The organism is Lysinibacillus sp. UBA5994 (genome assembly GCF_002429725.1).
Lineage (GTDB): Bacteria > Bacillota > Bacilli > Bacillales_A > Planococcaceae > Lysinibacillus > Lysinibacillus capsici.
Map to the genome: position 1 here is coordinate 499 of NZ_DJAU01000045.1, position 13,186 is coordinate 13,684.

Sequence of the window (13,186 nt, forward strand, 5' to 3'; positions counted from 1 at the left end):
CACGCATTTTATTTTCATGTACTTTCGCCTATGCAGCCGTTAGGTTACACAATACACCATCTAATTTTCATTGCTGATCATCTAAGTAGTTGTACATCAGAAAATAGAGGAATAAAATACAATCATAAGCTTATACCACTGCTGCGTTTATTTTACACAACCTTCATTGTAACTGCTTTGGACAAGGACGTCAATTATTAGCTAGTAAAAAAATATAAAAGAACATAGTAGGAAATTCCTCACTATCTATTTTAAATAATATGGGAATAGTTAATGATACGCTGTGTTATGTAAATTGTAAAAGTAAGGGATAATTACATAGTCAAAATGACACAAATTATGTATAATATATTATAAGTTAATAGTAATTGATTTGGACGTTATATAGAAAAGGTGATTTCATGACAGACCATTTACAAACGCTAAAATATATAAAATCTGATGTTTTGAGCTTTTGGGTGAGTTCTTATGAAGAACAAACTAGTTTTAATGGGTATTTTTGTTCATTGAAACAGTTTCTAAAGAAGCGCTTGAAAATTGATAATGCTGCTTTTCTTAGTTTTGAAGGTAATTCCTTAATCCCAATCGAAGAGATGGCTTCATTAACAATTGAAACAAAGCTAAATGCTGTGTCATGGCTGATGATTGAAGCTAGTTTTTATCAACAAAAAGTAGTGAAAATTCCTTATATATTGAAAGCAAGACAGGCCTATTCAATGATGACAGATATGGTGCTTTTCCAAGCAGAGGGCAAAAATCCCATTGGTATATTACTTGTGGAGGCAACAGAGTCTTGGACAGACTTTATGACCTCGGAGTATGGTGAAGAGTGTATAGAAACACTTTCAAAGGTTCTTCAAATGATTAGAGACAATTTAGATGTCAAAATAAATGAAGATCAATATAGAAAACTATATAACATGACTGATTTATTTCATTCAACAATGGATATCGATTTAATTTTAGAAAATGTATTAAAAAATATACGGGATAATTTTCCTGAGTTTAATGTGGAGCTTATTTTATCGAATGATCAAGATCGACACACGACCATCGATATTAAGCTTTTTGATTATTTATCAGAAAGACCTGCTACAATTGAAGCCTTTGTATCAGGAGAGTTGACGACAGAGCTAGCGAGCGATTTAAATTGTCGGTTGTTAAATGCACCGATTAAGGGCAGGCAAGCTATTTATGGCATCTTGCAAGTAAGTGCACCCACCACTTATCTTTTTTCAACAACCGAAAAAGATTTTGTACGGATGCTGGCACAAGCTTCAGGAAATGCTCTTGAAAATGCAAAGTTATATCATCAATCGCATCGCCTCGTAAGTGACTTACAACTCATCAATGAAACTTCGCATCGTTTAAATATGCGAATTGACATTCATGAAATGTTACTTTTCCTACAAAAGCAGTTACTGAAATCCTTTCAGCCAATGGAAGTATGTTTCGCATTTAAAAAACACGATACATTTGAAATAACAGGTGCAAGTACCTCCCTGTTCCATTCAGAAAACGGTCAAAGTTATATAAAACATGTTGAACAGCACTTTGCTCAAACGAATGATCCACTATTTGTTGCCGATTTCAGCCGTCTAACTCCTAATCAAATTGAGTATCGCTCTATTATGGCGATTCCTATACTTATGGAGGAAAAGATTAATGGTTTTAGTATTGTCTTACATAAAGAGCCATATTTCTTTTCATTCGATAGTTTCAAATTAATGCAATCTTTAATTCACCATTCATCATTAGCCATTGCAAACTCAATTTTACGAACACAGCTTCAGGAAATGGTCGATTTGGATCATTTAACGAAACTGTATGCTCGTAGTTACCTCGATCAGTTTGTAGAAAAATCGCTTGAATATGATCAATCTGGTATGTTTTTGTTAATTGATATTGATAATTTTAAACGCATTAATGATACGTATGGTCACCAAGTTGGAGATAAAATTCTTGTTCAGATTGCGGTTCAATTAAAAGAAACTATTGGAAGTCGTGGAATTTGTGCAAGATGGGGTGGAGAAGAAATGTCTGTCTATGTCCCTAACATCGATGAAAAAGAAGCTTTAGAATTAGCATCAACAATTGTGGAAGTCATCCCAAGTACCACAGATCCACAAGTAACCATTTCTGCGGGTCTTATAACATGGGATGAGCGAGATCGACCAGCATTCCAATCTGTGTTTTTACATGCAGATACAGCCTTGTATGAGGCGAAAAACAGCGGGAAAAATCGCTTTTGTACTCACAATGGATCGTTCCAAACGAATTCATAGGATTATAAAGCAAAACGTAAATGGTTGTTTAAATAAATCGCCCTGAAATGACAATATAAAACATTTCAGGGCAATTTTTAATATTGTATTATAAATGGTTAAGGAGTGTTTTAACAAATTCCTCTAGGCCATTACGATCTTCCTCTGAAAAGCGATTCACGATAGGACTATCGATATCTAACACACCAATAATTTCACCTTGCTTCATTAGCGGTATAACAATTTCAGACTGCGATGCAGCATCACAGGCAATATGCCCTGGAAAATCATGTACATCTTTTACAACAACTGTTTCTCTTGTTGCCACAGCTGTACCACAAACACCACGCCCAATAGGAATTCTAACACAGGCAGGAAGACCCTGGAATGGTCCTAACACAAGCTCATTATCCTGCAAGAGATAAAAACCAACCCAGTTAATGTTCGTTAAAAATTGATTTAACAGAGCAGAGGCATTACTTAAATTGGCGATTTGATTGGTTTCGCCAGCTAATAGTGCATCTAATTGTTTTGATAATGTCAGATACTGGTCAGCAATTGATCCTTCGTAATTAATTTGTGTAAACATACTAAGCACCTCGTTTAAAAGTTATTTAAATTGGTAATATAACATTATAGTGTTGATGTAAATCTTCTGCGCAATGTGCATCTGAACCAAATACATATGGTAGTTTAATAGTTTGACTATAATTGATAAGGGCAAATGGTGGATAAGGCTCCTGACAATATTGTTTACTTAAACCTGCACTATTTAAATCTAATTCATAGCCCGCGAATTTCATGCTGTCTAATACTTCTTTGATACGTGGGGTGTCATTGATTTTTTCGTTGTGCGCTAGTTGGAATTTATGAATAAGTGATGGATGTCCAATCCGTTTTGGTTTGTATGGTCCAAGATCTGCTCTAATCGATTGTAGGACAGTATCATAATATAAATCATATACCAGTTCAACAGAGCCAACTTTTTTTGAAAAATCAATAAAGCATTCAGAAGAAAAGTCGATACATACAAAGGTATCTTGCCATTTTAAAAAATGGACTGATAAAATAGCGTCATCTAAAAGATGTCCATAGGTATCAAGGAATTGACGAGTTTCTTGTTCGTAGCCTTGGATGTAGTCAACTTCTAGTCCGATGCGGATACGAATATCTTGTGCATACTGTTGTTGTAGATGTTGCAATTCTTCAATGTAAGACATGAGATCATCAGGATTCATGCCACTATCTTGTTGCGGGGTTGGATCGACAAAACTTTTGGGCAATGGGGCGTGTTCTGTAAATGTTATATCTGTGAAATGTTGAGAAATTGCTTTTTCAATATATTGCTTGAATGAGTCCGTAGTGCCATGTGGACAAAAAGGACTATGTATATGCCCATCACGTTTCATAATTTAACACTCCTTTAGCTCTATAGATACGCTATTTAAATATTTCACAATAGCGAAAATACAGTTTTCTGAAAAACACTTAAATTTTAGTACAAAAGGCGAAAACATAGTATATAATAAATACAACTAGCCAATTCGTTTATTGTAGAATAGGAGGCTTACGATGGAGTATATCATCATTCCGATTATCCTACTATTAATTTTAGCCATAGTAGGATTTATGATGCGAAGAAAACATGTTGCAATTATTGCAAAACTAGAAAATGAAAAATTACAAATACAACATAATCCTATAAATGAAGAAATTTCAAAAGTAAAATCTTTAAACATGAACGGTGAAACGGAAGAAATGTTTGAACGATGGCGCAATACTTGGGATGAAGTGATCGACGTACATATGACTAAAATCGATTCTCTTCTATTTGATGCTGAGGATCAAATTAATCGACTTCGTTTTAAAAGGGCAACTTTAATAGAACGTGAAATTGAAGATTACATTGAGAAATGCGACCAAGATAAAAATAAAATTTTAGAAGAACTGAATGAATTAATTGGCAGCGAAGAAAAAAATCGAATTGAAATCGAACAATTAAAAGAATACTATCGCTCTGCAAGAAAGACATTGCTGGCTCATCAGCATTCATTCGGTGTAGCATTACCTGCATTAGAGAAGAAGCTAGAGACATTTGTTCAAAAATTTGAAGAGTTCGATGTCCTAACGAATGAAGGTAATTATTTGCAAGCGCGAGAAATTGTCATTAGCTTAAATCAAGAATCGCAGCAGACATTCGAATATATTAATGATGTTCCAACCATCTTAACGGAAATTCAAGTGAAGCTACCAGGTGCGGTTCAGGAATTGCGTAATGGTCAGCGTGAAATGGAAGACCAATCTTACTATTTACAGCATTTAGAATTGACAGATGCACTTAATAAATATGAAAAAGAATTCGAGGCATTAAAACTCGAACTTGCAGAGCTGAATTTAAAAGTTGTTAAACCGCGTGTGACAGAAATAAATGAAGAAATCGACCATTTTTATGATTTACTTGAAAAAGAGGTTATTGCTAAAAATTATGTAGATCAAAATTGTGATCGTTTATTAAGTTCTATTACCAATGTCATTTCTTCAACAAAATTAGTGAATGACGAGGCAACGTATGTACAGCAAAGTTATCATTTAAATGAAAAAGATGCCGAAATTCCAAAAGCCGCTTTAAAACAATTGGAAGCACTGCAACGTCGCTATGATCTATTAGCTATGCGAGTTAGGGAAGAAAAATCAGCTTATTCTAGCTTACAGGAAGAGTTAATCGAAATTAGTGAAGAGCTTGAACGAATTCACGAAGAACAAGGTCATCTATCGAATACAATGAAGAAACTTCGAATAGATGAAAATAAGGCACGCGCTCAAGTCGAAAACTTAAAGAAAATATTACAGGATACTGATCGTTTATTGAACAAGGCAAATATTCCAGGAATTCCTGAGGAGATGGATGCACGGCTTGATGAGGCAGCAGAGCACATCTATGTTGTCATGCAAAGCTTGCAAGAAGTACCACTTAATATGGGTACTGTTCATAATAATCTAAATGCAGCAACACTCTGTGTAGAGGATGTTAAAGTAAAGGCACATGAGTTAATAGAAAATGTGATGCTCATTGAGCGTATTATTCAGTACGGTAATCGCCATCGCGCATCGAACCCAAAATTGAACGGACGTTTAAGAGAAGCAGAAGAGGCTTTCCATCAATTCCGTTATGCAAAGGCTTTAGAAGAAGCCGGTACAGCAGTGGAAGAAATGGAGCCAGGTGCCTTAAAGCGTATTCAAGAAATGGTTGCCGAAGAATTCATAGCAAAATAATTCAAATAACATTTTGAGCTGTCTAAAAAGTATAGCGATTACTTTTTAGACAGCTTTCTATTTATGCTTAGAAGGATGTGATTCAGTATGAAATTGTCAATCAAAGAAATGAATGAACATTTCGCAAGTGAAATTTTACAATGGCAATATGTAGCACCTTACGATTTTTACAATAATGAATTATCGGGTGAAAATGTACAAGAAATGCTTGATAATCCTTACTTTGCGATCTTTAATAATCATAGTGAACTAATTGGCTATTATTGTACAGGTAAAGCAGCCCAAGTGCCAAAAGGGCAAGGTTTTGGGGCGTATGAAGGACACTGTATAGATATTGGGATTGGGTTGAAGCCAAATCTAACGGGTCAAGGATTAGGAACGGCATTTTTTTCGTTTATTGTTCAAACAGTTCAAGAAGAATATCAGCTGCCATTACGTTTAACAGTTGCACTATTTAATAAGAGAGCAATCCATCTTTATGAAAAATTTGGTTTTGTTAAAGCAATTGAATTTAGAACACCAACAGAGTTTGTCACGATGGTGAAAAAAATGTAGGATATCAATTAAAATTTAAATAATTGTTAAAGTTAGTGGTCAATCGCCAAAGATTGCGTTATGATAAATACCGTTAAATCAACGTTTTGAAAGTGTGTGAAAAGTTATGGTTAATACAATTTATTTGGATAATAGTGCAACAACTAAGCCTTTAAAAGAGGTTATGCAGGCTTTTATGGTTGTAAATGAGCAGTATTATGCCAACCCTGCTTCCATCCATGCTATGGGTGTTGAAGCAAATGATTTATTAATACGTGCGCGTGAGCAAGTAGCAGATATTTTGCAGACAGAGGCAAAAAATGTGCTATTTACTTCAGGTGGTACAGAATCAAATAATGCAGCTATTTTTGGCATAGCACGTAGTAATACGCATATAGGAAAGCACATTTTAACGACTGAAATTGAACATCCATCAGTGCTAGAAACAATGAAACAACTTGAAAAAGAGGGCTATGATGTTGAATATCTTCGTGTCGATCGAAGAGGGGTGATTTCTCTAGATGAGCTTCGTACTAAAATACGAAAAGAAACAATTTTAGTTAGCATCATGCATGTGAATAATGAAATGGGTGCAATTCAGCCTATTAAGGAAGCAGCAAAAATGATTCATGAAATGAGTCGTGCTGCCTTTCATGTTGATGCTGTGCAAAGCTTTGGGAAATTAGCAATATCCTTTAAAGAAGAAGGACCTGACTGTATTTCTATCTCTGGTCATAAAATTCATGGCTTTAAAGGCTCAGGAGTGTTAGCATTCCGTAAACCCATAAGATGGCAGCCCTTTGCTCTTGGTGGAGGTCAGGAATTTGGTATGCGTAGTGGTACTGTAGCAGTTCCGCAAGCTGTTGCTTTAGCGAAAGCGGCTCGACTTGTTGTTGAAACAATGAACGAACGCACAAATAAATACCGTCAATGGCACGATGAAATCCGAACTCAGCTAGAAAGTTATGGCGAAGCAGTCCATGTTTTATCAACCCCACAGGGAGCTGCGCATATTGTGTCATTTAGTGTTCGTGATTTAAAAGGGGAAGTCATTATTAATGCTATGCAAAAACGTGGTGTCATTGTGTCGACATCAAGTGCATGTTCTTCCAAGCAAACGAAAACAAGTCATGTCGTCGAGGCGCTTCACCTTGATGAGCATTATAAAAAAGGCGTGATTCGCCTTAGCTTTGGCGCACATAACACAATAGAAGATATAGAAAACTTTAAACAAGTACTAGCAGAAGTAATGTTGGAACTCAAAGGAGAAAATAAGTAAATGATTTGGAAAGAAATTTTAATTAGATATGGTGAGCTTTCTACAAAAGGTCGCAACAAAATGGATTTTATCCGCCGTTTACGTGAAAATATTCGTCATGCCTTTGCAGATTTAGGACAACTGCATATTCGCACAGAACGTGACCGTATGTTTATTGCCATAGAAGACGAAGCACAAATGCAAATGCTAATTACAGGTTTACCTAAAATTTTTGGTATTCAATCATTTAGCCCTGTCGCTGCATGCGAAAAAGATATGGACAGTATGAAAAAGCTCGCTATCACTATTATGGAGACATTTAAAGATGAGCCACATACATTTAAAGTAGAGGTAAAACGTACTGATAAAACATTTCCTTTAGAATCTCATGCCATCCAACGTGAGATCGGTGGCTATGTTTTACCACAATTTCAAAATTTATCTGTTAAAGTGAAGCAGCCTGATATTGAGCTACGTGTAGAAGTTCGCCATGATGCAACTTATATGATGGCACAAGTCATTCCTGGTGCAGGTGGAATGCCTGTAGGATCAAATGGCAAGTCTTTATTAATGCTATCTGGCGGTATTGATAGCCCTGTCGCAGGTTATTTAATGATGAAGCGTGGTGTGCGATTAGAGGCAATTCACTTCTTTAGTCCACCTTATACAAGCCAAAATTCATTGGAAAAAGTTAAAGTGCTTGCCAATGAATTAACAAAATTTGGTGCTAGTATTCGTTTGCATGTCATTCCTTTTACTGAAATACAAGTTCTTATTAAAGAAAAAGTACCTTCTAATGTATCGATGACGACAACACGCCGAATGATGTTGAAGGTTGCTGATCAGGTGCGTGAGGAAATTGGTGCACTTGCTATTGTAACGGGCGAAAGTCTTGGACAAGTGGCGAGTCAAACGCTTGAAAGTTTAACAGCAATAAACGCAGTAACAAATACACCTATCCTTCGTCCGCTGATTTCAACTGATAAATTAGAGATTATTGATATTGCAGAAAAAATCGGCACATACGAAACATCTATTCAGCCATTTGAAGATTGCTGCACGATTTTTACACCAGCAAGTCCAAAAACAAAACCGAAGCTTGAAAAGGTTGAGCATTATGAAAGCTTCTCTGACTTTGATGAATTGATCGAGCGAGCAGTGAAGAATCGCGAGGTCTATATTTTCCCTAAGAAAGAAGAACAACAAGATAAATTTGCAGATCTACTATAAGGATTCAAAAGCCGTCTCAAAGCCCAATTTGAGACGGCTTTTTTGTATGGATATTGTTATTCCAATAGAGGTACAATTTACCTCTAAATTTTTTGTATTAAAAATCTAATATCGCACATTCTATATTCACAAGGAGGTGAGAAACATGGCTTCAAACAACAACCGTAGTTCAAACCAGCTTGCAGTACCTGGTGTACAACAAGCACTAGATCAAATGAAATACGAAATTGCACAAGAATTTGGTGTTCAATTAGGAGCTGAAGCTTCAGCTCGTGCCAACGGTTCCGTTGGTGGTGAAATCACTAAACGTCTTGTACAAATGGCAGAATCTCAATTAAAAGGTATGCCAAACAACAACCAATAAATGCTGATTAAGCATTTATAAACTTAAAACCAGTGACCGTAAAAGGCACTGGTTTTAGTTTGTTTATTGATCATTTATTTATACGAGATAAGGATCTAAATGTAGCTACTGTATGATCAACATCTTTGCTTTGACAAATAGCTGAAATAACAGCAACACCATCAACCCCCGTTTGAAATACAGAATGTGCATTTGTGAAATTTATTCCACCAATTGCTACAATTGGTAATTCAGGATGTAATGAATGTGCCTCCTGTAAAAAAGATGTACCACATGGTGGTTGTGCATCACTTTTAGAGGATGTTGGAAAGATTGGACCGATACCAACATAATCAGCTTGATGGTTAATAGCTATTTGCAATTCTTCCTCGCAATGGACAGATACACCAAGAATCATATTCCCGATTCTTTTACGTGCTACACTTACAGGTAAATCATCTTGTCCGATATGAACACCATCAGCCCCTAGTCGTATCGCTAGATCAACATCGTCATTAATGATAAAGGGCACATGATAGTGATGACATAGTTTTTGACATTGGCGTGCAAATTGTTCATACGCAAGTCCAGTTAACGCGTGAGGACCTTTTTCACGAAATTGAAACATTGTAATGCCTGCTTGCAAGGCTTTTTCTAGGATATAGATAGGTTGTTCTTGAGGAGGAACATTGCTCGTACCCATAATAAAATAAAGCTCCAAATCCTCACGTTTCATGAATAATCACCTCACAGCCTTCCTTATACTGTTGATAAGCAAAATGATTAGTGGGTCCATGACCATTTCCAATCGATAAATTAAACATAATAGCTAATTGGATAAATTTTTTAGCTTCTATAATGGCATTTTCCAGAGCAAATCCTTGTCCAAGAAAAGCAGTAAGTGCTGCGGAAAATGTACATCCAGTACCATGCGTATTTTTTGTTTGGATTCGTGGAGACTGCAAAGAAAAAGAACGTCCATTTTTGCAAAATACATAATCAATGGCATAAAGTGGATCTGCTAAATGACCACCTTTAATGATGACACATTGTACACCTAGCTGTAACAAGCTTTGAGCTACTTCTTTCATATCTTCAAAATGATGAATAGATCTCCCAGTAAGTGTCTCTGCCTCGGGTATATTGGGCGTAACAACCGTAGCAAGTGGTAATAAAGTTGAGCGTAAGGCATCGATAGCTTCTTGCTGTAATAGGCTTTCCCCACCTTTTGCAATCATCACCGGATCAACAATCAGTGGAATGTTTAGCTCCCTGATCTTGTGTGCAATTGCTTTGATAATTTCTGAGGAATAAAGCATTCCTGTTTTAATCGCAGCGATTGGAAAATCTTCTACTAAGGCCTCGAATTGTTTTTTTATAAAGGAAACGTCAATAGGGTAAACACCTGTTACACCCAAAGTATTTTGAGCAGTTAGAGCAGTAATAACAGAAGTACCAAACACTTCTAATTCCTGAAATGTTTTTAAATCAGCCTGTATACCCGCGCCACCACCACTATCTGAGCCAGCGATTGTTGTTACAATATGCATGAAGCTGCACCATCCTTTGATAAGCGATGTATAGCATTGAGTAAGGCTATTTGAAAATCACCAATGTCTGCAGTAAATGCGGATGCCAGTACACCTGCTTTTTTATAGTAAGTAAGTGTTTCCGTTAATTGTTGGTAAGGATTATGGCTTACACTATAGGCTGCGCCACAAATTGCGCTAAGTAAACAACCTGTACCCGTTACTTCCGTCATTTGTGGATGACCACCAGCGATCCATTGGCTATGCTTGCCATCAGTTATAAAATCGCGTTCTCCTGTGACAATAACAATGCATTGATAGCGTTGAGCCAATGATGTGGCTTCTAATTCCATAGCGATAGTGCCATGACCACTATCGACACCTTTTTGTTGCCAATTTACACCAACTATTGCTGCTAGCTCGCCGAGATTACAGCGAATCACGGCAAAGTGTATGTTTTCCAGTAAGTATCTTACGGTTTCCTTACGATAAGTTGTGGCTCCAACTCCGACAGGATCTAAAATAACAGGAATACCAAGTTTATTGGCTTTTTCACCTGCTAATAACATGGCACTTTTTGTGCGATCATTAAGTGTTCCAATATTAATTAATAATGCTTGAGCAATGGCCACCATCTCCTCTACCTCTTGGTAGTCATCGGCCATTACTGGTGAAGCACCTATCGCTAATAAACCATTTGCTTGAAAATTTGCCACTACATAATTGGTAATACAATGGATAAGTGGTTGCTGTTGACGAATTGTTTGAAAAATCATTGTAGTCCTCCTTTAGGGATGGACGTAAGCATGCAAAAAAGGCTCTTTTTGTGTAAAAATGCACGAAAAGAGCCTTTCATCTGAAAACGATGTTTATTGCTCCCTACGTCAGTATTAACTAACAGGTTCAAAGGGTCAGGTTTTACCTTCTCAACTCTTACGAGTCCCCCTGCAATCTTGCTTTTAGTTGACCAAAATGTACCATACTTTTCATATGTATTCAATAGCAAGTTTTCCTATAGATAAAATGTGACCGATGCCATATAGGAGGGTATGATAGTTGTCATGACTTTACCGAAATTAAGCACAAACCATTGAAAATGCTGAAAAAAGAGTTTTATAATGTGTCATAACAAAAGGGGGCAATTGCCATGAAAAGACAAGATTTAGTTGCACCAGAATGGTATAACATAGTAGAGGAAATTGAAAAATATGCTCAGGATGCAGCCAAAAATGCTTTAATCATTTGTGAAGAAAACCAAGACATCCAATGTATTACATATGCACATTTATTGGAAAAAGCGAATCAAGCAGCACATGTATTCACCAAGCAAGGTTTAAAGAAAGGTGATGTCATTTTAGTAATGGTACCACGTTCGGTTGAAGCATATATTGTGTATATTGCTGCATTGAAAGCGGGTTTAACTATTATTCCAAGTTCTGAGATGTTAAGAACAAAGGATATTGAGTATCGAATTCATCATGCAAATGCTAAAGCAGTTATTGCATTTGAACCCTATATTGAACAGTTCGATAAAGTAGGAAATTTACAAGACATACTGCAATTTGTCATAGGGAATGCACATGAACCTTGGCAGAACATACTTGAAAAAATGAATAATCAACCTACAACCTACATAAATCCTATCCCAACAAAAAGCACAGACAATGCATTTTTAGCCTATACAAGCGGAACAACAGGAAATCCAAAAGCAGCAGTGCATACGCATAGTTGGGGCTATGCTCATTTACGAACAACAGCACCACATTGGTTGGGTGTACAAGAAAATGATATTGTTTGGGCGACTGCAGCACCAGGGTGGCAAAAATGGATTTGGAGTCCATTTCTAGCTACTTTAGGCAGTGGTGCTACTGCATTTGTCTACAAAGGTAAATTTGAAGCAGCTTCTTATTTAGCATTGCTTGAGAGATTCAAAATCAATGTACTATGCTGTACACCAACTGAATATCGTTTTATGGCAGCGCTTGAAAATTTACATGAATATGATTTAAGTGCAATTCGCCAAGCTGTATCAGCTGGTGAGCCATTAAATAGTGAGGTTATTAGAGTATTCTTGGAAACATTCAAATTACAAGTGCGAGATGGCTATGGACAAACGGAAAATACATTATTGGTAGGCACAATGGTAGGGATGGAAGCGAGAGTTGGCTCTATGGGAAAACCTACTCCTGGCAACACTGTTGAAATTATTAATGATTTGGGCAAACCTGTTACAATCGGAGAAGTTGGTGATATTGCTGTTCATCGCGAAACGCCAGCACTCTTTAAAAAATATTTAAATGATCCTGAACGTACAAATTTACAATTTCGTGGGGATTGGTATATTACAGGAGATCGTGCTTATAAAGATGAAGATGGCTACTTTTGGTTTGACGGACGAGGAGACGATGTTATTATTTCCTCAGGCTATACAATTGGCCCTTTTGAAGTAGAGGATGCTTTAATGAAACATCCAACTGTAAAAGAGGCTGCTGTTATAGCGAGCCCTGATAAAGTAAGAGGAAATATTGTCAAAGCATTTATTGTTCTGTGCAATGGTGAAAAAGGTGATGGAGCGCTTATTCAAACACTCCAAAGTCATGTTAAATCATTGACTGCTCCTTATAAATATCCACGTGCTATTGAATTTGTAGAGGAACTACCAAAAACATCTTCTGGGAAAATTAGACGTGTCGAATTACGACAACAAGAAATCAAACACCTCCAATTATAATATTTCCTAGGAAATAATGTCGAA

At 36.5% G+C, this 13,186-nt stretch carries 13 protein-coding genes and 1 riboswitch; of the genes, 8 read left to right on the forward strand and 5 right to left on the reverse strand.

Annotated features, from left to right (window positions below; all coding sequences use genetic code 11):
* Both B3D98_RS14470 and B3D98_RS14475 read left to right on the forward strand, forming a co-directional pair.
* Positions 1–201: hypothetical protein (locus tag B3D98_RS14470; protein ID WP_288583818.1), on the forward strand; the 201-nt coding region annotated here is incomplete at its 5' end.
* A 305-nt stretch (positions 202–506) separates the two neighbouring features.
* Positions 507–2,285 (forward strand): sensor domain-containing diguanylate cyclase, encoded by a 1,779-nt coding sequence (locus tag B3D98_RS14475; RefSeq protein ID WP_231595662.1) that lies wholly within the window; start codon positions 507–509, stop codon positions 2,283–2,285.
* An 88-nt stretch (positions 2,286–2,373) separates the two neighbouring features.
* Here the strand turns inward: B3D98_RS14475 and B3D98_RS14480 are convergent, their stop codons facing one another.
* Both B3D98_RS14480 and hisJ read right to left on the reverse strand, forming a co-directional pair.
* Positions 2,374–2,853, reverse strand: coding sequence for a GAF domain-containing protein (locus B3D98_RS14480; protein WP_066037560.1), 480 nt, complete (start codon positions 2,851–2,853; stop codon positions 2,374–2,376).
* Positions 2,854–2,878: 25 nt separating this feature from the next.
* Positions 2,879–3,673 carry a histidinol-phosphatase HisJ gene (hisJ, locus tag B3D98_RS14485; protein WP_066037559.1) on the reverse strand — a complete coding sequence of 265 codons (795 nt, stop codon included), beginning with the start codon at positions 3,671–3,673 and terminating at the stop codon, positions 2,879–2,881.
* Positions 3,674–3,836: 163 nt separating this feature from the next.
* On the opposite strand from hisJ, the gene ezrA reads away from it, so the two are divergent.
* The 5 genes from ezrA (at position 3,837) to B3D98_RS14510 (ending at position 8,923) form a co-directional block, all read left to right on the forward strand.
* Positions 3,837–5,537, forward strand: coding sequence for a septation ring formation regulator EzrA (gene ezrA / locus B3D98_RS14490; protein WP_054549944.1), 1,701 nt, complete (start codon positions 3,837–3,839; stop codon positions 5,535–5,537).
* A gap of 87 nt (positions 5,538–5,624) precedes the next feature.
* Positions 5,625–6,092, forward strand: a complete 468-nt coding sequence (locus B3D98_RS14495) for a GNAT family N-acetyltransferase (RefSeq protein WP_054549945.1) — start codon at positions 5,625–5,627, stop codon at positions 6,090–6,092.
* A gap of 106 nt (positions 6,093–6,198) precedes the next feature.
* The gene (locus B3D98_RS14500; RefSeq protein WP_288583826.1) at positions 6,199–7,350 is read left to right on the forward strand and encodes a cysteine desulfurase family protein; all 1,152 of its coding nucleotides are present in this window, start codon (positions 6,199–6,201) and stop codon (positions 7,348–7,350) included.
* On the forward strand, positions 7,351–8,559 hold the full coding sequence (gene thiI / locus B3D98_RS14505) for a tRNA uracil 4-sulfurtransferase ThiI (protein WP_048393538.1): 1,209 nt from the start codon (positions 7,351–7,353) through the stop codon (positions 8,557–8,559). It begins immediately after the preceding gene.
* Between the two features lie 145 nt (positions 8,560–8,704).
* Positions 8,705–8,923, forward strand: a complete 219-nt coding sequence (locus B3D98_RS14510; RefSeq protein ID WP_004226165.1) for an alpha/beta-type small acid-soluble spore protein — start codon at positions 8,705–8,707, stop codon at positions 8,921–8,923.
* Between the two features lie 70 nt (positions 8,924–8,993).
* On the opposite strand, the gene thiE is transcribed toward B3D98_RS14510, so the two are convergent.
* Genes thiE through thiM form a run of 3 tightly spaced genes read right to left on the reverse strand, consistent with a single transcriptional unit; the run spans position 8,994 to position 11,207 of the window.
* Entirely contained in the window at positions 8,994–9,638 is a 645-nt protein-coding gene (gene thiE / locus B3D98_RS14515) for a thiamine phosphate synthase (RefSeq protein ID WP_048393540.1), read from the reverse strand.
* Complete coding sequence (gene thiD / locus B3D98_RS14520; protein ID WP_054549947.1) at positions 9,628–10,452, reverse strand: bifunctional hydroxymethylpyrimidine kinase/phosphomethylpyrimidine kinase; 825 nt, start codon at positions 10,450–10,452, stop codon at positions 9,628–9,630. The genes thiE and thiD overlap by 11 nt, the downstream gene beginning before the upstream one ends.
* On the reverse strand, positions 10,440–11,207 hold the full coding sequence (thiM, locus tag B3D98_RS14525; protein ID WP_048393544.1) for a hydroxyethylthiazole kinase: 768 nt from the start codon (positions 11,205–11,207) through the stop codon (positions 10,440–10,442). The genes thiD and thiM overlap by 13 nt, the downstream gene beginning before the upstream one ends.
* 83 nt (positions 11,208–11,290) lie before the next feature.
* A riboswitch (TPP riboswitch) is annotated at positions 11,291–11,388 on the reverse strand.
* Positions 11,389–11,578: 190 nt separating this feature from the next.
* On the opposite strand from thiM, the gene mbcS reads away from it, so the two are divergent.
* Positions 11,579–13,162 (forward strand): acyl-CoA synthetase MbcS, encoded by a 1,584-nt coding sequence (gene mbcS, locus B3D98_RS14530; RefSeq protein WP_288583832.1) that lies wholly within the window; start codon positions 11,579–11,581, stop codon positions 13,160–13,162.
* The last annotated feature ends 24 nt before the right edge of the window (positions 13,163–13,186 follow it).